15 protein-coding genes, 4 pseudogenes and 1 riboswitch are annotated in these 18,354 nt (G+C 43.1%); of the genes and pseudogenes, 3 read left to right on the top strand and 16 right to left on the bottom strand.

The window, feature by feature from the left end:
- Positions 1–276 precede the first annotated feature (276 nt).
- The 16 genes and pseudogenes from ACESZP_RS12275 to ACESZP_RS12350 all read right to left on the bottom strand — a co-directional run.
- On the bottom strand, positions 277–1,134 hold the full coding sequence (locus ACESZP_RS12275; protein WP_349164750.1) for a NifB/NifX family molybdenum-iron cluster-binding protein: 858 nt from the start codon (positions 1,132–1,134) through the stop codon (positions 277–279).
- 282 nt (positions 1,135–1,416) lie between these two features.
- Positions 1,417–2,742 carry a nuclease/transposase family protein gene (locus tag ACESZP_RS12280; RefSeq protein WP_499709143.1) on the bottom strand — a complete coding sequence of 442 codons (1,326 nt, stop codon included), beginning with the start codon at positions 2,740–2,742 and terminating at the stop codon, positions 1,417–1,419.
- A 16-nt stretch (positions 2,743–2,758) separates the two neighbouring features.
- Positions 2,759–3,195: pseudogene (tnpA, locus tag ACESZP_RS12285) on the bottom strand (IS200/IS605 family transposase).
- A 169-nt stretch (positions 3,196–3,364) separates the two neighbouring features.
- On the bottom strand, positions 3,365–4,420 hold the full coding sequence (gene rsmH / locus ACESZP_RS12290) for a 16S rRNA (cytosine(1402)-N(4))-methyltransferase RsmH (RefSeq protein ID WP_178039277.1): 1,056 nt from the start codon (positions 4,418–4,420) through the stop codon (positions 3,365–3,367).
- A gap of 172 nt (positions 4,421–4,592) precedes the next feature.
- Positions 4,593–5,159, bottom strand: coding sequence for a class IV adenylate cyclase (gene cyaB, locus ACESZP_RS12295; protein WP_499709144.1), 567 nt, complete (start codon positions 5,157–5,159; stop codon positions 4,593–4,595).
- A 326-nt stretch (positions 5,160–5,485) separates the two neighbouring features.
- Positions 5,486–7,684, bottom strand: a complete 2,199-nt coding sequence (locus ACESZP_RS12300; protein WP_499709145.1) for an ATP-binding protein — start codon at positions 7,682–7,684, stop codon at positions 5,486–5,488.
- Positions 7,685–7,762: 78 nt separating this feature from the next.
- Entirely contained in the window at positions 7,763–10,636 is a 2,874-nt protein-coding gene (locus tag ACESZP_RS12305) for a response regulator (RefSeq protein WP_499709146.1), read from the bottom strand.
- Positions 10,637–10,810: 174 nt separating this feature from the next.
- A riboswitch (cyclic di-GMP riboswitch) is annotated at positions 10,811–10,886 on the bottom strand.
- 60 nt (positions 10,887–10,946) lie between these two features.
- The gene (locus ACESZP_RS12310; RefSeq protein WP_499709163.1) at positions 10,947–11,183 is read right to left on the bottom strand and encodes a helix-turn-helix domain-containing protein; all 237 of its coding nucleotides are present in this window, start codon (positions 11,181–11,183) and stop codon (positions 10,947–10,949) included.
- 546 nt (positions 11,184–11,729) lie between these two features.
- Positions 11,730–11,966: pseudogene (locus tag ACESZP_RS12315) on the bottom strand (phosphohydrolase); the annotation flags it as partial.
- A gap of 37 nt (positions 11,967–12,003) precedes the next feature.
- Complete coding sequence (locus ACESZP_RS12320; protein WP_055067548.1) at positions 12,004–12,159, bottom strand: rubredoxin; 156 nt, start codon at positions 12,157–12,159, stop codon at positions 12,004–12,006.
- A gap of 93 nt (positions 12,160–12,252) precedes the next feature.
- A complete protein-coding gene (gene rbr / locus ACESZP_RS12325; RefSeq protein ID WP_226969065.1) occupies positions 12,253–12,795 on the bottom strand; it encodes a rubrerythrin in 543 nt (180 codons plus the stop codon).
- A gap of 87 nt (positions 12,796–12,882) precedes the next feature.
- Positions 12,883–12,969: pseudogene (locus ACESZP_RS12330) on the bottom strand (Fur family transcriptional regulator); the annotation flags it as partial.
- Between the two features lie 57 nt (positions 12,970–13,026).
- Positions 13,027–13,776 carry a peroxide stress protein YaaA gene (yaaA, locus tag ACESZP_RS12335; protein ID WP_499709147.1) on the bottom strand — a complete coding sequence of 250 codons (750 nt, stop codon included), beginning with the start codon at positions 13,774–13,776 and terminating at the stop codon, positions 13,027–13,029.
- A complete protein-coding gene (gene bcp, locus ACESZP_RS12340; protein ID WP_015516635.1) occupies positions 13,776–14,231 on the bottom strand; it encodes a thioredoxin-dependent thiol peroxidase in 456 nt (151 codons plus the stop codon). Before bcp ends, yaaA begins: the two co-directional genes overlap by 1 nt.
- Positions 14,232–14,234: 3 nt before the next feature.
- Positions 14,235–14,444, bottom strand: coding sequence for a DUF6219 family protein (locus ACESZP_RS12345; protein WP_015516636.1), 210 nt, complete (start codon positions 14,442–14,444; stop codon positions 14,235–14,237).
- A 692-nt stretch (positions 14,445–15,136) separates the two neighbouring features.
- Positions 15,137–15,610 (bottom strand): annotated as a pseudogene (locus ACESZP_RS12350) (lysine--tRNA ligase); the annotation flags it as partial.
- A 378-nt stretch (positions 15,611–15,988) separates the two neighbouring features.
- Between ACESZP_RS12350 and ACESZP_RS12355 the strand changes: the two are divergent.
- The 3 genes from ACESZP_RS12355 (at position 15,989) to ACESZP_RS12365 (ending at position 18,349) form a co-directional block, all read left to right on the top strand.
- Positions 15,989–17,149, top strand: a complete 1,161-nt coding sequence (locus tag ACESZP_RS12355; protein ID WP_499709148.1) for a MarR family transcriptional regulator — start codon at positions 15,989–15,991, stop codon at positions 17,147–17,149.
- On the top strand, positions 17,146–17,697 hold the full coding sequence (locus ACESZP_RS12360) for a hypothetical protein (protein ID WP_118480337.1): 552 nt from the start codon (positions 17,146–17,148) through the stop codon (positions 17,695–17,697). The genes ACESZP_RS12355 and ACESZP_RS12360 overlap by 4 nt, the downstream gene beginning before the upstream one ends.
- 250 nt (positions 17,698–17,947) lie before the next feature.
- Positions 17,948–18,349 carry a hypothetical protein gene (locus ACESZP_RS12365; protein ID WP_003499603.1) on the top strand — a complete coding sequence of 134 codons (402 nt, stop codon included), beginning with the start codon at positions 17,948–17,950 and terminating at the stop codon, positions 18,347–18,349.
- The last annotated feature ends 5 nt before the right edge of the window (positions 18,350–18,354 follow it).

The following is an 18,354-nucleotide window of genomic DNA, read 5'->3' on the forward strand; positions in this document are numbered from 1 at the left end:
TCCCCCGGAGGTGTTTTTTGCTCTATAGGAATCATGGCTTTCGCGCTTTAATGTAGCACAGTGTTTCCTAATATAAGAAAGAATGTGCCATTGGCACATTCTCGCGCCGAGGCACGGTTGCTTCAGCAACCATCTACCACTGCGCCGAGTGCGCATCTTTGCAAGCTCTGCTTGCTTTTGTGGAATAGGGAATTCTATCGGAATTTCCTATTCCATAACAAAAAATACAGGACATCTCCGGTTTTTCCGAAAAATGTCCTGTATCTTTCTTCTGTCTTATTTTACTTCTACCAGCTCAATCTTGAAATTCAGCTCCTTACCCGCCATCTCGTGGTTGGCGTCGAAGGTGATGGTCTTCTCGTCCTTGGCGGCCACTTTTACCGGGAACGGCTGGCCAAACTGGTTGGTCAAGTATACGCCCTGGCCCACCTCCAGCTCCTCAGAGCCCGGAAGCTGAGCGATTTCCAGTGTGAAAATGGCGTCCGGATTCGGCATGCCGTAGGCTTCCTCGGGCATCAGGTGAATATCCACCACCTGGCCTACCTCCATGTCTGCCACCGCCGCGTCGAAGCCGCGGATCATCTGGCCTGCGCCGCAGACGAACTCCAGGGGCTCGCCCCGGTCGTAGGAAGAATCGAACTGAGTGCCGTCGTTGAAGGTTCCCTTGTAATGGGTTCTGCAGGTCTTGCCCACATTGCGTCCGGTAAGCTTCGGCTGGCCACAGCCGCCTCCGCAGGAGCTGCCGCAATCTCCTCCGCAGCCGCCTTCCTCATGATCGCCGCAGGAATGCCCCTCTTCGTGATCATGGTGGTCACAGGTTGCGCCTGCGCTTGTCAGTTCTCCCTTCAGATAAGCCTCTACAGCTGCGTCCGTGTCACCTTCCGCTCCGGAACAAAGCTCCACACCCGCTTCTGCAAGAGCTGCCTGGGCTCCTCCGCCGATGCCGCCGCAAATCAGTACGTCGATGCCCTGATCTGCCAGAAGTCCTGCCAGAGCGCCGTGTCCGGTTCCGTTGGAGCCAATCACTTCACTTTTTACGACCTGATTATTCTCTACTTCATATACCTTGAAAGACTCGGTCTTTCCGAAATGCTGAAATACATTGCCATTGTCATAAGTTACTGCGATTTTCATGATAAAATCCTCCCGTTTTTGTTATATACGCAAGCTGTGTTCCTTCTCTGCCGCTCCCGTTTATCGGCTTTTCACACGCTGCGTTTCTATATAGTATAGCGCCCTTTTGTCTTTCCGTGAACCTCACATGACTAAAGTCATGTGCTTCTCAGCCGCCTTAAGCGGCAAGACTTCATATCGGCGGATACGCCTGCGACTTAGAATCGGCGCGGTTACGCACTTTTCTGGCCGGATACGGCCAGTTTCCACATCTCAGGTAGTCCACTGTATATCTGCCTGTATCTATGCTGCCTTCTGGCTCGCCAGTTCTGCACTGAGCAGCCGTAAGTCTGCATAGACACATGAGGTTCTACGCTTTACCGAAGGAACTTTTGCCTCCAGCAAAGACCTTTCCGTTTCCGAAAAGGGTTTGAGTAATTCCCGTATAAAATATCTTGCTCCGATATTATAAGCTGCAGACAGATCACAGTTATACTGTTTTCCTGTCTGAAAGGTACAAAGGCTGTGATTCTCCGGATTTCGAACTACCGGACCGCTTCCATCATATGCCAGCCTGCTGGTGTTTCGGGCGCTGATCCTGGATACGCGGATTCCTTTCCGGTGCGCCTGATGCTCGCACAGCTTCTGGATATCCCGTTTTCTCCATAAATGAAGCCTCTGCTTTTTAGTTCCGCTGATCTTGCCCTGCATTTCCAGATACTCAAAAATGATAACATCTGTATGATTTTCCGCAACGTAGGTTGTAATGGCCGCCGCTGTCTTCCGGGCCAGCTCCATATTCAACCGCTTTGCGTAAGCCCAACGGCTCTGTGTCTGTCTGGATCCATGCTGTCTCTGAAATCTGCGGATTCTGCCCAATACATGATACAGCCGGTCTTTATCACTGGGGAAGTCGATAAACTTCCGTCCCAGGACAGTTCCGTCTGCCTGCATGATGGTGCAGACCGCGTCCGTATTGATTCCCAGATCCACACTGCAAATGGTCTGTTCTTTGATATCTGTTTTAGTAAGGCTTACTTCTTCCGTATAAGAAAAGCGCAGAAAATACTTATGATGTCGTTTTTCCAGAGTAGGAGCAGAGGCCTTTTCCCCAACCCAGTTTTTTCGCAGATATTCCATATCCGTATAAAGCAGCTTTACCCGGAACCATTTCCAGTCGTGGCCGTCATACAGCTTCAGATATGCCGCATCCTCCTGCGGTTCTGCCTCCCGGTACATGACGTCACGGTAAAATACCGGCATGGCATGATTTTCCGAAACCAGCTTCGGTTTTCCCGTAAGGTGTCCATTTTTCCATAAATCAAGTCTTGTTTCATAGGAAGCGACGCTTCCAAGCGCATGCTGTATCGCTGCCCTTCTCAGGTAAGATGGCATCTTCGGAAAATGCAGGTCGAAATCATACCTTGCATGGTTCTTTTTCGTCTCATGCACCAGATGTTCCGCTGCATTAAACCGCTTCTTTGCGTTATCAATCTGGGAAAGTTCTTCCCAGCTTTCCGCGTACACCTGAATCAGATAACTGACTGCAGAGCGGTAAATCCGCAGCGTATGGCGGATGGGAATATTCTGTTTTTTTATTTCCACGCCATAACTGGATGTAATCCGCATGATAAAACCTCATTTTCTAGTTTCTTCGCTTTTCTTTCTGCCCCTCAATGTATGCCAGGACCTGTTCCCTGCTCCGATCACTGACTGTCACCGCGCAATAAGATGGATTCCACAAATGCCCGCCCCACAACTTCTGCTTTAATTCCGGATGTACAAGAAACATTTGTCTTGCCAGATTTCCTTTCATGATTTTTATCATATCAGAAATAAAAACTGTGGTTTACAATCCACCAGCAAATGGATATGATCCGGCATAACCTCCATGGCCAGAATCTGAAAGCGGTATTCCTTTGCCAGCTTTTGCAGCATTTCCCTGCATTCTGTATCAAGGCCATCTGTCAACACCTTTTTCCGGTATTTTGTACACCAGACGAGATGATATTGCAAAGAGTACACATAACCTCGACCATATAAAAGAGTGTTTTCTCTGATAGTAAATATATCTTTTTCCATGTTTATATATTACCATATGTAACACAGAAAGTAAACATCAGTTCTGTTTTTTATTTTCAAATTTGCACGCCTAACTCATCACTGAAGTAACGAGAATGCGGCGTGCAGTTATTCAAGACTCATACCTGACATAACAGATATGTTTTCTCATAAATGGACTGTTTTCTGCTTATTCCTCTGCCCGGACGACCCAACGCATTTTCGTGGAGCGGGCCCGGGGATTCCGCACACATTCCTCGGCTGATGGACGCACTACGTCTTTGGAATAGCTGCTGTAAATGCCGGAGCGATAACCCTCTTTCATGGCTGCCTTCACCAGCTTGTCCTCGCCGGAATGGAAGGTCAGAATGGCCGCGCGTCCGCCCGGCTTCAGAGCGCCCGGCAGCTTCTCCATGAACTCATAAAGCACCTCGAATTCCTGATTTACGTCGATACGAAGGGCCTGGAATACCCGCTGGCAAGTCTTTTTGACCGTTTCTTTTTTCTCCTTTTCCGGCAGGAAATCCAACGTTTTCTCGATAATCTCCCTCAGCTTTGTGGTAGTATCCACCCGATTTCCCCGGCGGATCTCATCAGTAATGGCCTTCGCCAGCTCCTCGCAGTAGGGCTCGTCGGAATTTTCATAGAGCATGCCTGCCAGCTCGTCCCGGTCAATGGTGTCCAGACGCTCCGCAGCGCTGATGCCCTTCTGCTGATTCAGGCGCAGATCCAGCGGGCCGTCCACCTTGAAGGAGAAGCCGCGCTTCGGATTGTCGATCTGCATGGAAGAAACTCCCAGATCTGCCAATACAAAATCGAAACCGCCCACTTCTTTCGCAATCTCATCAATGGTACAGAAATTCTGCAGCTTAATGGTCAGAATATCCTCGCCGAAGCCCTGATCCTCCAGCCGCTTCTTCGTCTTGGCCGACTCCTCCGGATCCACGTCTGTGGCGTACATGTGACCCTGTCCCTTCAGGCACTGCATCATAGCCCTGGTATGACCGCCATAACCCAGAGTAGCGTCAAAGCCAGTCTCACCCGGCTGGATTTTCAGGAAATCCAGGATTTCCTCTACCATAATGGAAATGTGCATGCCGGCAGGCGTGTTGCCCTTCCGGATCACGTGCTCCACCATATCCTGATATTTTTCAGGCTGATGCTCCTTGTATTTTTCTTCAAATTTTTTCGGATATTTGCCCTTGTAGCGCACGCGGCGCTTGTGGGGGATCTGGTGTTCTTCCATGGTTTTGTTCTCCTGACTTGTAATTTATATTGCTATATTTACACCTTTTCTGTGCATATAAAATATATTTTATTCTATATAATAAGAGACTACAAACTTTTGGTACTTATGCTAATTTATTATATGAATAAATTCTCTGTCCTATTATGCTCTTATAAAAATGACAATTTGACTATATTTCATTTTCCAATTTAGAACATAACTGCGACAGATAGGAAATCCGGGTCGTATCCTCCATAGAATGCCCGATCTGCCGCAATACTTCTTCTATCTCGGTGAGTGCCGCGCTCCGTCCTTCTTCGGATTCCGTCAGAATCTCCAGTTCCAGAAACTCCCCGAGCCCGGTCACCTGATCCACACAGGCCGTCAGCCGTCCCCGGTGAAAATAGTTCCGTACCTTTTCCACCGGAATCACTGGCGTAAAGCCAATCTGCTCCAGAATCGCCCGGACGGTCCCGCCATCGCCAACATTTGTCTCCATTTCCCTCCTGGTCATGGAGGCGTCATCCAGCTTCGGCCCCTTGAAATTCAACTGCGCCGTCTTCTCCCCGGTCTCCAGATATTCCGTCTCCCGCACTCGCAGGGCCTCGTCCCGCTCTGCAAAATCGTGGTGCTTTGCGCGGAAGTACACGTCCGTCTCCCGCAGCAGCCTGCCGGGGCGGAAGCCCAGCTCGGTCAGCTTCGCTGCCAGGGCCTGCCTGTCCCGGATTTTCAGTTTGATTTCTACTTCGATTGCCAATTTTTTATTTCCTTTTTCTAATATATATCTTTTATTATAACACTCATATCTTGCCTGATTTTTTCTAAGTTATTCTCCATGGTCATGGCTCCTTTTCCATCATGTTTCCAATGTCCACTTTTCCATTTTTATATTGCTTTCAATCATGGTATTTCTCCACTTTTAAAGTATGTTGAACGTTATTTTCATTATATCTCATTTCTATATAAGGAGCAAAAGGATCTTGCATTTTACATCAAAACATATTCATCCTTTTATTTTATGCTATATATAGGAATAAAAAAGACAGACCATATAACAGCTTTATATGCTCTGTCTTTTTATTCCTACAAATCTTCGTGCAGTTTTACATCGCTATTATCTGCCATGCATTGTTTTAAGGCAACAATCATTTTTTCCGCATCCAGCGGCTTTGCAAGATGAACATTCATTCCAGCCAGCCGGCTGTTGATAATGTCTTCTGCAAAGGCATTTGCGGACATTGCAATGATCGGAACCCTCCTGGCATCCCTTCTTTTCATTTCCCTGATTGTCCTTGCCGCATCCAGACCATTCATCCTCGGCATCATAATATCCATATAAATTACCCCAAAATAATCCGGTGCAGATTTCTCGAAGATTTCAACTGCTTCCTGCCCGTCTACTGCACATGTAACTTCCATACCGCTGTCTTCCAATATACATCTGAAAATTTCCATGTTCAACTCATTGTCTTCCACAACCAATACCCGCATGCTTTCTACCGAATAATCATCAAGGCTTACTGGCTTATCTGATAAATTACTGTTTTTATCCTGCGTGCCAATTTTGAACGGAATTTTTACATTAACTGTTGTCCCGACACCTGCTTTGCTCTTCAGTTCAATACTTCCATCCATTCTGTCCACGAGTTGCTTCGTAATTGCAAGCCCCAGTCCGGTGCCTTCATACCTGGATCTGCTTGTCTCGCTTTCCTGAGAGAACATATCAAAAGCATGTGCAATAAAATCTTCACTCATACCCACACCCTGGTCTTTACAGTAGAAAGTGAAATTTGCTCTGTCATCATCCAGAGTTTCTTCCTTAACCCCGACCGTGAGCACACTACCCGCCTGACTGAATTTTATGGCATTGTCCATAATATTCGACAGAATCCTTCCAAGATATACCGGGTTTCCAACCAGAGTGCTGTGACTGTATATACCATTTTTCCAGTCAATCTCATACCGGATGCCTTTCTTGGCAGCCCGCTCATCATAAATCTGGTTCAGTTCCCGCAGTACCTTTGTCAGATCAAAGGTTAGCTGCTGGTCCTTCAAATCTCCGCTCTGTAGTTTATTCATATCCAACACATCATTTACCAGAGATACCAGATATTTCAGGGCTTCCATTTCCTTTTCTCTGATCTTCTGCTGCATCTGCAGATCATCTGCGTACTGATTTCCCATATTTACCATACCGATAATACCGTTCAGTGGTGTGCGGATATCATGACTCATAGTTGCCAGAAACCTTGTTTTCATTTCGGCTTCCCGCTTTGCTGCTTCCGCTGCAAAGTTAAGATCCTCTTCACGTCTTTTGGAATCGCTGATACTACGGACCGTACATAAAACATGGGTAACATTTCCAGACTGATCCCGTTTTTTTACAGTAAAAAGCATCCTGTGCCAGCTGCCATCGCACATTCTGTATTCTGTAGAAATACATTCTTCCGTCTTTAATCTCTCTGAAAGTGTAGAAATATCCAGAAATGGACGTATCAGCGGACGGTATTCCGGTGCAACCATTGTATCACAAAGCTGATACAGTTTTTCCGTTGCACATCCTCTGTTTCCTGTCAGTTTGTGTATTTCACTGTCATTTGATACCTCTTCAAAAAAATCTTTCTGCACATCAATCCTGTAGATAGAACAGTAACTCTTGGCAATTGCCGAAATTATTTCATTACTCAGCCGTGTCTCATCCAGTGCCTGCTTTAATTGATTCTGGATCGTAGTTTCTTTTTCCATGATATCATCAATATGCCGAAAACCCACCAGTGCGAAAAAATTTTTCTCATCCTCGTATATTTTGACTGCCTGTGCCTCAAAAAATTCATGCTGGTTCGGATTCGGTTTACTTCTATAATGGTATGTAATGCGCTTCTTCCGGGAAAGCTGTTCCTTTAGATGCCCTGTCGAAATCCAGTCCTTAAATTCCTGTCTTTCTTTATCATACAGATATTGAACCGCATATTGGTCAGCAGAAGAATTGAAATTATCACCCTGTTTCAGATTCATTTTTTTTACGTTGGTTCCATCGTTTATATGGAGAATTTCAAAGGAACCGGTATTTAATTCAACATAATAGACAGCCGTAAAATCTGCACATATCTTATCCAAAAGCCGTCTTTCCGCCATCTGTTCTTCCAACGTACTTTTCAGTTTTCTGTTCCTCATATGTACCATTACAGTCAGGATAAGAAGCAGAACGAGCAGCACGGCTATAAAAGCTAAAGCAGCCACAGACTGCAGTTGCTTCGGAAATATATATTTAATTTCTGTCATAACAAAATCCTCTCTATGTTTCCTGTCTGCTTTTCCCATGCATCTGGAAGGCTCCTGATTGCTGCGGTTGCCTCATAATCATTTATGACAGGCATTTTGCTTTCTCAACTCTTTGCTTATGGTCTGCTTAATTTTTTCATCATCCAACGGCTTTGCAAGATGTGCGTTCATTCCTGCTTCCATACACCTTTCGGCATCTTCCCTGAATGCATTTGCAGTCATAGCAATGATAGGGATTGTTTTTGCATCTTGCCGTTCCAGGTCTCTTATTGTTCTTGCAGCAGTAAGACCATCCATCACCGGCATCATAACATCCATTAAAATAACATCGTATGTTCCCGGTTCGGAAGCTTCAAAATGCTGAACAGCTTCTAACCCATTGTTCACTGTTTCTACTTTAGCTCCATTTTCCGTCAGCATAAATTCTGCTATTTCCACATTCAGCTCATTATCTTCAACCAGCAATACCCGGATATCTGATATATCTGCATCAAAATCTTCTTTTTCTTCCGGCCGTGCATTCGTATCAATTTTAAATGGAAGTATTACAGTAAAACAGCTTCCTTCACCAAGCTTGCTTTCAACTGTTATGGTTCCGCCCATCTTTTCTACAAGTTGTTTCACAATAGGCATTCCCAGACCTGTCCCATTATAATCAGAACGTGGGGAATTATCTGCCTGTACAAATGGAGTAAACAATTCATTTTTTATAAATTCTTCTGACATTCCAATTCCATTATCTCTTATTTTAAATTCACATGTCATGTGAGTTTCTGATCTTTCAATCGTTCTCATACTCATGTAAATAGAACCATTCACCTTATTGTACTTCATACTGTTTGTAAACAGATTCATCAATACTTTTTTCAGATGAACTGCATTGCTCCAAACATATATACCACTGTAATCATCATGTTCTCCTATAACATGAAGTCCTTTTTCTTCTGCCTGAAAAGATAGTGACTCCGTGATTTCCTGACATACCTGAGCCAGATTGATGGATTCATCACCAAAAACCACTGTATCTGATTCTAACTTTGCCATATCTAAAACATCATTTATCAATGATAGTAGCAGTTTCGATGACTCATGTATTTTATTCATACAATCCTTTGCCCGCTCAGCATCATTTCCGCTTTTCTCAAGAATCGTAAGCATGCCAATAATACCATTGATCGGTGTTCTGATATCATGAGACATGTTATTTAAAAAGGAAGTCTTAGCCTTATTGGCACTCTGTGCTTCTACAAGTGCATTTTGTAATTCCTGCTGTTTTTCTTCAAGCTCCTGATTCAGCTTCAATGCCTGCTCAGCAGACTTCTTGAATTTTTCTTCCGCACGTTTTGATTTTTTCAAAGAATCAAGAATTATACACAGAACAACGAAAAAAGAAATTCCAGCGACAAGTGAAACTGTCAGTAAATTGTCCTGAATAAAATCCTTCAATGTAACTTTTCGTGAAGAAGCATTATACGAAACTACTGCACCTGAAAATTGAGTTGTAGGCATAGATGTCAGTGTTTTATTCAGAATGGACAAAAGAACCGGTTCTCCCTGCTGAATAGCAAATGGAACATCAGCTTCTTTTGTCAGGAAAACACTATGAAGCTTATTATTTTTCAAATAGTCTGAAACAGTACCTGAATTGCTTACAATACAATCCGTCTCCCCTTTCTGCATTGCTTTTACTGCTGCATCTGATGTCTCATATTCCACAACCTCCCATTGCGGATAATTGTATGAAAGATATGCTTTCAATGTAAAATTATCTTTTTCAACGGCAACTGTATTCTCTTTATTTTCATCAAAAGAATCCTTTGCCGTAATTGCTGCCATATTGAGAGTCAATAGCGTGTCCGACAAAGCAAATCCATTTGTTTCTGCAAAGTATGGATTCTGGTTTGCATGAAAAATCAGGTCTATTTTTCCATCCTGCAATGCCTGAAGCAGTTCACTTCTTGTCTCATATCCATTTAATTCAAATTCCAGAGTCTGACCTTGCAGACAATTTTCTGCAAGATCCACATAATCTGTAATAACACCTGTCAGTTTACCTGTTGATGGATCTACACTGCTGATACCTCCATCCTGATTCAGATACCCTATCCGGATTGCACCATGCTGCCCGATCCACTCACTTTCTTCTTTTGAAAGAAACGAGCTGCTCTGTGCAGAAAGATAACGCCTGTAGAGATCATCTGTGTAAAATGGGTTGTCATCCTTGATTCTGCGCATAGCACTATCCAGTGCTTCTTTGATATCCGGACGTTTGGGATTTATGGCAAAATAGATTTCTGTCTCTCCAATACTTGCAACAGGCGAAATATCAGATTCTTCCCAACGGGATTCTTCTACCGAAACGAAGCAGTCAATTTCATGTTTCGACAGTTTGTCCATAATTTCTGTGGTTGTAGAAACATTGATATGCTTCGTATGCAGACCATATTTTGATTCCCATTCATTAAGCACGTCCTCCACTATATTATCTTTAGACACACCAATATTTTTTCCCTCAAAAGAATCCAAATTTCCTGCTGTAAGATCCATATTGGATGCATCCGTATAGATGTAGTATTTCTCTTCCCCCATAGGCATATCGGAAAAAAGCATATTTTCAGCACGTTCGTCTGTATAGGAAATGTCACCAAGAATATCAATCTCTCCATTTTCCAACTGTGTAAAGCAGTTTTTCCAATCACTTGTTATGTATTTATATGTCCATCCTGCATAACCTGCAATATCTTGAAGATACTCATAACCATAGCCGCTTCTTTCCCCCTTTTCATTGACGGTATTATAAGTTTCTTCAAAAGATCCTACCCGGATAACATTGTCAGAGTTTTCTTTGGCAAATGTAGGAACGGATAAAACAATAAAACATATCATTGTGCAAAATATAATGTAACAAAATTTGAAATTCATTATATTCTGTACTAATTTGCACTTCTTCATCTTTCTCCCCTCCTCTAGGCTACAGTTGCTTGCTTCCCGATTTTAATTTTACATTCATTAATTGTCAATAACCTCCCCGCTATTTTTCACAATATTTTTCCAAACAGCTTCTGTATTACTTATTCAAGTGCTCTACCATAAAAAAGCACTGCCAAACAGACAGTGCACCTCATTTCATGCAACTGGCTGCCATTTTACAGGCCCTGTAGCTTTGCGTCCCAGACTTTCATCTGGTTTGCCGATTTCCTTATTATAGCTTTAATACTTATGCAAAAAAAGAACAGCCGCTACATATACTCGAACTGTTCTTCTACTTCTGAAGTCCACGCAGCATTGACATCACTGTTTCCTGCTCATTTGTACTCAGATCGTTCCATATCCTTAAAACTTCTTTCTGCTCTTCTGTCAGATTCTCTGAATTACCTTCTTGAAAAAACTGTGATAATGTCACGCCTAATGCTGTACATATTTTTTCAAGTGTGATCAGCGACGGCAGGTTTTCCTGCGCCATGATTCTTCCCAGTGACGACTGGGAAATTCCCGACAGCTACGATAATCTATATTTACTGATATCACGCTTTTCACACAAAGATGTTATTTTATCCGCAATATACTTCTCTATCTGCAAGTAACTATACCTCATTTTCGCTTATATCGTTTTTATAATATCACAGACAGTTACGTTTGTCACATAAAAGTTTGAAACCTCAAACAAAAATAAGCCTGCCATCATCCGCAGATTTCTCCACTTCTTTTTCCTTCAAGGTAACCCGCTTGGCTGTTTTTGCCATTTCTCCCAAGGCAGCGATCAGTTGCGTATAAGCAGTGACCTCTTCTGCTGTTAATGGGGAAGAAAACCATGGAAAGATAATCTTCTCATCGGTGATTTGAACTGGAAGCTCCTCAATGGTAAGGGCCTGCTTAAAAAGATTTTCCGAGCTGTATCACTTGGAAATACGCTTCTCTGACGGTTGAGCTTACGGTAAGCAGTTGGTTTATCACTAAAGATACCTCCTCTTACTGCCAGCACAAAGTTTCGCTTAGCAAGCACTTGATGCGTTTCCTCTACGTATGCATATTGTCAAGTGTTACAATTAATGACGAAATCCTTTTTCAGTTCTTCCGAAATATATTGTGTCAAAGCATTATCATGCAGTAAAGCACACATGGCTAGATCTTGTAATTCATCACCTTGAATTTTCCAATATTCAGCCATGCGTATACTTATATAAGCCACTCTTTTTCCATGTTTGTTTTTGATATTTACCAACTCTGCTTCTATACAGTCCAAAGCATAAGAACAGGCTCCTGCAAGTCCGATAATATCTATGTTCTTCTTTCATTGGTATAATCCTATCATAATACATTTATGCTTCTGAGAACTGGTCTTTTCCTACAAAGCATAACGGACATTCAAAATCTTCTGGAATATCCTCCCACTTTGTACCAGGTGCAATACCACCTTCTGGATAGCCCTTCTCCTCATCATATTCCCATCCGCAAACATCACATACGTATTTCATTCGTTGTTCCTCCTTGTAAATATATTAATACACAGCCTATCATTACTGCTTTTTTGAATTAATCACTTTCTTCTTCGTAATAATCTCATCTCCTTAATAATTCTCTTCATGTACTTCAAAATAGCTCTGTGGATGATTACATACCGGACATACTTCAGGCGCCTTAGTTCCTACCACAATATGTCCGCAGTTACGGCATTCCCATACCTTAACTTCGCTCTTTTCAAATACCTGTGCAGTTTCAATATTCTTAAGAAGTGCACGATATCTTTCCTCATGGTGCTTCTCAATCTCACCTACTGCCCTGAATTTTGCTGCAAGCTCAGGGAATCCTTCTTCCTCAGCTGTTTTAGCAAAGCCATCATACATATCTGTCCACTCATAATTTTCGCCTTCTGCCGCTGCCGCCAGGTTTTCCTTTGTATCACCAATTCCTGCTAATTCCTTAAACCACATCTTTGCATGTTCTTTCTCATTATCTGCAGTCTTTAAAAACAATGCTGACATCTGCTCGTAGCCTTCCTTTTTCGCTACAGAAGCAAAATAGGTATACTTATTTCTTGCCTGTGATTCCCCTGCAAATGCCTCCTGTAAATTCTTCTCTGTCTGTGTTCCTGCATATTTGTTTTCTGCCATCTCTTTTACCTCCGTTTTCTTTACTACTTTTTCAAAATCTGATGCCGGGTGCTTGCACAAAGGACATATAAAGTCATCCGGTAATTCCTACTTTACCTTCTCCCTGCATTTCGGGCAAATGCCTTTAAATGAAATATCATAATCCACACATTCAATTCCATGAGTGTTATGAATAGTAATAATTCTCATTATTATAAAAGCTGCCAAACTGAGTATCTTTTACCTGAATAACTATTTTATTTTGCGTTCAAATACATATTCTGAATCTGAAGATAAATCACACCTAAACGAATATCCGATTCTGTCAAATTTCTGAATCTCCACCGGATTTTCAATATTATTTTCCGCTATGAATCTGACCATTTCACCACGAGCCATCTTGGCATAGGTACCTTTTGTTACCAATTTATCTCCGGATAACTCACAAAATACAATTGTAATATATCTGTCCTGTGATGTCAGATACTTTTCTATACATTTTGAGTATTCTTTTGATGCAAGATTAATGATAATCCTACTGTCATCGATTACTGAGCGGTATAACAATTCTCCCCAGTACTCATACAGACTTTTTGCATCTCCAATTCCAACCTTTGCCTGCATTTCAAGACGATAAGGAGTCACACCATCCATTGGTTTTAAAATGCCATAAAACGCAGACAAGATTCTTAAATGATTTTGCAAATACTCAAACTGCTGGATTTCAAACACAGATGGTGCCATATATTGAAATGCAATCCCATCATATGCTAAAACAGCCGGAGTAAGCCTGTTATAAAGATCCATATTTTCCAATCTGTTAAAGTTCTGCTCTGCAATCTTGTCATTACATTTCCAGATAGCTTTCAGTTCTTCTTTTGATTTGCTTTTCATCCAGTTTAATACTTCTGCTGTCTTATCAATATAGACAGGCAGTTCAACCGGTGCTAAGTTATCGGTATCTACAATCATCTTTTTTGCAGGTGATAAAATAATCTTCATTATGCCAATTCCTTAAGCATATTTTCAGGATCATCTGCCGCCTTGACTTTATCATTTGCCTTTATAATGATTCCCTGCTCATCAATAAGATATGTAGTTCTTACTACACCCATAGATACTTTTCCATAATTTTTCTTTTCTTTCCAGACATCATATGCTTCAATAACTTTACGCTCCGGATCTGCTAATAGCGTAAATGCCAGTCCGTATTTTTCTTCAAATCTCTTGTGAGACGCTACAGAGTCCTTGCTTACTCCGAGAATAACAGCTCCCTTCTCAGTAAACTGTGGATAACGCTCAGAAAAGCCACATGCCTGCTTCGTACATCCTGGTGTATTATCCTTTGGATAAAAATATAAGATTACTTTTTTTCCTGCATAATCGCTTAATTTATGCATTTCTCCATTCTGATCCGGCAATTCAAAGTCCGGTGCTTTTATTCCTAACTCTAACATTTACTATTCCTCCGCTTTTGTATTTTCCACCTGTTTTCTTGTTCTTTTATTACCTGAAATCATTTTATGACCAGAATAGACTGCCATAATCATGCATATCAGAGAGCCAAACGCAAAGTATTTGTGTGCTGCTTTTAACCCTTTATATCCTGTATAAAAAGTTCCAACCATTGTAACTATTGCTCCGATTGACCAATATTTATGTGCTTTCATTTTATACCTCCAAATTGATTAAGCTGTTTCCAAAATAAATATCTCTGGATCATTAACAATATTATACATTCCATCCATTACTTTCGACAAGTAGGGAAAGAAAAATAATCATTCCAAATACAAAAGGATGTATCACGATAATTCTGGCATTACCTTGACGCATCATTTCGTGTTGTATTTTTTATTCTTCTTAATGACAGCTCATTAATATCTACATAACCAAGCTGACTTAAAATGCCATTTGTTCTGGTTTCGTACCCTATATGAATATGTCTGTCAAAACATACATATGTCCCCATAATCTTCTCCTTTTTCTAATAACCCTAATACAATAAATCCCGATTAGTATTTCCACTCATTTTAGAAAATGGGCAACTCCGATTGGAATTGCCCACTCATTGCACTAATTATGCGATTTTTTCTTGGTTGCACCGATTTCTGCATCAAATGATGTAAGTTTGATGTAAATCGCTGTTTTTCCAGTTTTTTATCAAATGAAGTACGTCCCGTCTATTTACTATGAAAGTCCTGAACGGCAGCCATGAATGAGTCATGCTTGCATGAACGAATTCATGGATATCGGGCAGGCTAAACTGTATGAGTAAGCAGGGCAATCGCCCGGATTACGAATGCAGTTGGCAGTTACGGGAGTGCCATAGGCACGGAGTAACTGACTTTCATATATTTACATCTTAATAGAGCTTTGCACCAGCCGGGATGTGGTTATCAACCATCAGAAGATGGAGCTTTTCTTCTCCCTCTTCCTCATGGATTGCACTGAGGAGCATTCCACAGGATTCAATTCCCATCATGGCTCTCGGTGGCAGGTTGGTGATCGCAATTAAGGTCTTTCCAACCAGTTCTTCCGGCTCGTAATAAGCGTGAATACCGCTTAAAATCGTACGATCTGTGCCTGTTCCATCATCCAGAGTGAACTGTAACAGCTTCTTGGATTTCTTAACAGCTTCACACGCTTTAACCTTTACAGCTCTGAAATCGGACTTGCTGAAAGTATCGAAATCAACAAATTCCTCAAATAAAGGCTCTACCTTTACCTTGGAGAAGTCGATAACTTCTTCTTTCTCCGGTGTTGCTGTGGAAGTGCTGTTTTCTGACTTCGCAGATTTCTTGTCAGCGTCCAGTGACTTCATTGTCGGGAATAAAATTTTGCTCTCTCCATCCTGCCCCATGCCGCTCTGTAAGGGTTCAAAACTCGCACAATACTCGATTCGTGAAACTTTTTTCATTCGTCTTGTGTCCTCTTGTGCCGTCCTTTTCGCCTCAAAAGTTGTAGAAAAATTGTAGAAAGTTGTAGTGCGTCTGTTATGGCATATTACTGGCACAGGAATGGCAGCATTCTGCTATGCTATCCCAGTATGCCGTATCCACCATAATCTCTACATGAAGAACGGCTTGTTTGTTTAATCGCAGACGCATACATATTATATGATAACCTCCAAGCCCATCCAAGTCAACGGTTTTTATTGAAACATTTTATGACTTTTATTTCCCTACCTTTAATAATTAGTAAAGAGGAGACTGCCATGCCTGAATACCAACTTCAAATTAAACAAGTGGTAGATTACCCACGATGCCGGATTTATCGTGAGTTCATCCACAAACTGATCAACGACCGGAGCATCCGCATAAACGGAGGCTCCGGCCTTTTTCATTTTACTGTACTTTGCAGCTATGCAAACTTCCGCACCTCATATCGCCGTATTGACGGGATCAGTTATACAGTCTCGCCCGGCGAATGGGTTTGCACCGTCAAGGAACTGTCTTGCTGGTTCCGCACCCGCTTTCATCGGCAGGCGCTGTCCATGCTGGATACCCTTCAGAAGCAGCACTTGATTTCCTATACACTGCTGGGCCGTGGCAATGTAGTCAAATATAAAATCCTCCACTGGGCCCGCCACAATTCCGCACTGGAGTACAATGCCCCATGCCAAAAGGATACCGGTTTTTTCTTCCTGCCAGTCTCTGTTGCCCTGGAACTGGTCAGCTCTGCCCGCTGCTCTGAAATGGACATCGTTCTGGATCTGTGGGTATCCGCTGTCTACAACGATACGCAGGTGCAGGGGTCAGAGGTCGGTCCGGTAGCCTATTTTCGCAATGGTACAGGAAACCCGTTGGTCAGTTATACCGAACTCTCCTGCCGCTGGGGGCTGTCACGCGCTACCGTATGCCGGATACTGAAAAAGCTGGACGGTCTTGGGTATATCTCTATCATGTCGTTTCCCGGCCGGCATGGAAGCGTGATCTACCTGCAGAACTACCTGTCCACCATGTTTGAGATTTCCGATGTTTTAATCGACAAGGAGGAAGTTGCCATGACCTTAAACATTCATCTGGAGCTTCCGGAAACTGCTGAAACCGAAGAGAGCCAGTCCATCTCTGAGCATGAGGTCATTGTTTCGGATGCACTTTCCAGCGTTTCAAAATCGCACATTGAAACGATACTCCGCAAGATGGCTGACATCCTATCTACGCAAGGGATTTCCTGCTTTTCTTGCCCGCTCTCCCGCTATAAGTTATATCCCTTATCGGACGACTGCTGGGAAGAGTTGATTCCGCGTGCGCGAGGGAAATCCACGGCCCACTTTGGTCTGACCATCCTCTGCGGCACAAACACTTCAATCGCCACTTTTGAACTTACACTCACTCCCTCTGAGGAGCACGAAAATAGGAGGAACCTGAAATGAGAAAATTTGTTGAACCTGATGTTGCTGATAATCCCCTGTACCATGATACCTGGAAACTGCTGAAAAAATACCGAGATGTTGTGTGGAGCCTGGAGCTTTCTGTCCAGCATGTCCGCACCAAGTTTGAGATTGAGTATGGTACCTCCATTGAGGATTTTCTGGATTCAGTCTATCTGGCTGGCGCTGATTTGGCCGGAAGCGACATCGAGCATCATGCCAAATGCATTGAACGCAGCCACAAAATGCTCAAGCTGCTGGATTCCGCAATCGAATTGCTGCGTACCAAGCACAAAAACGGTGAGGCATATTACTGGCTGCTGTACTACTCCTTCCTCTCGCCGCAGCAGCTCAAAAATGTTGAGGAAATCATCGAGACCCTACGACCGCATATTCGTGACATCAGTTTCAGAACCTACTACCGCAAACGCCGGGAAGCTATTGAAGCCCTCAGTTCCGTCCTTTGGGGCTATACCTCCAAGGACAGTTTAGACATGCTGGAACAGTTCTTTCCAGAGACAAAATCACCTTCCGGACAATCGGGCAAATAATTGGCACAATTCGGGAACAAAATTGGCATGGTTCTGCTCTTTCAGTGTAAATACCGATGTGTTAAACTGAATATGCTCAAACTTGCACCCAAAACCGAACAGGACAGTAACGGCACCTTTCATCAGGGTGCTTTTTTGCTGCCCAGATGGCCGCCCGGCCATTTGAAAGCCCACATTTGTTTTGACAGGTGTGGGTTTTTCTGTTCCCTATTGAGCATCAAAAAATCATTCAGAATTGGAGGATCGCAAATTGAAGAAAACGAAAACCCCTCAAACTCCGCAGCTTCAGGAGCCGGATACCCAGTCCAAGCGCAGGCTTTCGCTGCCCAAAGTAGCTTACAGCGCCTTCCTGTGTGTGATGATGTCCATGATGTTCTGCCAGCCGGCTTATGCGGCAACAGATGTATGGACCAAGGCCAAAGAGATCATGCAGGATGTATACACCCAAATCCTTGCCATCTCCACTATCGCCGCCATCGTCACTGCTTCGGTAGCCTTGCTGCTCATGAACTTCTCCCGTTCCGGACGGACGGTGGATGAAAGCCGCGCCTGGCTCAAACGAATCTGTATCACCTGGGCTATCCTCAATGGCTTGGGCTTTATCATGGCGTATGTGACGCCGCTCTTTAGTGGCGGACAATGGACAGGCTGATTGAC

This window comes from Candidatus Dorea massiliensis AP6, from assembly GCF_964245105.1.
Lineage (GTDB): Bacteria > Bacillota > Clostridia > Lachnospirales > Lachnospiraceae > Laedolimicola > Laedolimicola intestinihominis.

What these genes read in the sequence shown, in the direction of transcription:
- yaaA (WP_499709147.1), bottom strand. Translation starts at nt 13,776, where the DNA reads ATGAAGATTATTTTATCACCTGCAAAAAAGATGATTGTAGATACCGAT.
- ACESZP_RS12320 (WP_055067548.1), bottom strand. Translation starts at nt 12,159, where the DNA reads ATGAAATACGTATGTGATGTTTGCGGATGGGAATATGATGAGGAGAAG.
- ACESZP_RS12280 (WP_499709143.1), bottom strand. Translation starts at nt 2,742, where the DNA reads ATGCGGATTACATCCAGTTATGGCGTGGAAATAAAAAAACAGAATATT.
- ACESZP_RS12345 (WP_015516636.1), bottom strand. Translation starts at nt 14,444, where the DNA reads ATGAAAGCACATAAATATTGGTCAATCGGAGCAATAGTTACAATGGTT.
- ACESZP_RS12300 (WP_499709145.1), bottom strand. Translation starts at nt 7,684, where the DNA reads ATGACAGAAATTAAATATATATTTCCGAAGCAACTGCAGTCTGTGGCT.
- bcp (WP_015516635.1), bottom strand. Translation starts at nt 14,231, where the DNA reads ATGTTAGAGTTAGGAATAAAAGCACCGGACTTTGAATTGCCGGATCAG.
- ACESZP_RS12360 (WP_118480337.1), top strand. Translation starts at nt 17,146, where the DNA reads ATGAGAAAATTTGTTGAACCTGATGTTGCTGATAATCCCCTGTACCAT.
- ACESZP_RS12355 (WP_499709148.1), top strand. Translation starts at nt 15,989, where the DNA reads ATGCCTGAATACCAACTTCAAATTAAACAAGTGGTAGATTACCCACGA.
- ACESZP_RS12305 (WP_499709146.1), bottom strand. Translation starts at nt 10,636, where the DNA reads ATGAAGAAGTGCAAATTAGTACAGAATATAATGAATTTCAAATTTTGT.
- ACESZP_RS12275 (WP_349164750.1), bottom strand. Translation starts at nt 1,134, where the DNA reads ATGAAAATCGCAGTAACTTATGACAATGGCAATGTATTTCAGCATTTC.
- rbr (WP_226969065.1), bottom strand. Translation starts at nt 12,795, where the DNA reads ATGGCAGAAAACAAATATGCAGGAACACAGACAGAGAAGAATTTACAG.
- rsmH (WP_178039277.1), bottom strand. Translation starts at nt 4,420, where the DNA reads ATGGAAGAACACCAGATCCCCCACAAGCGCCGCGTGCGCTACAAGGGC.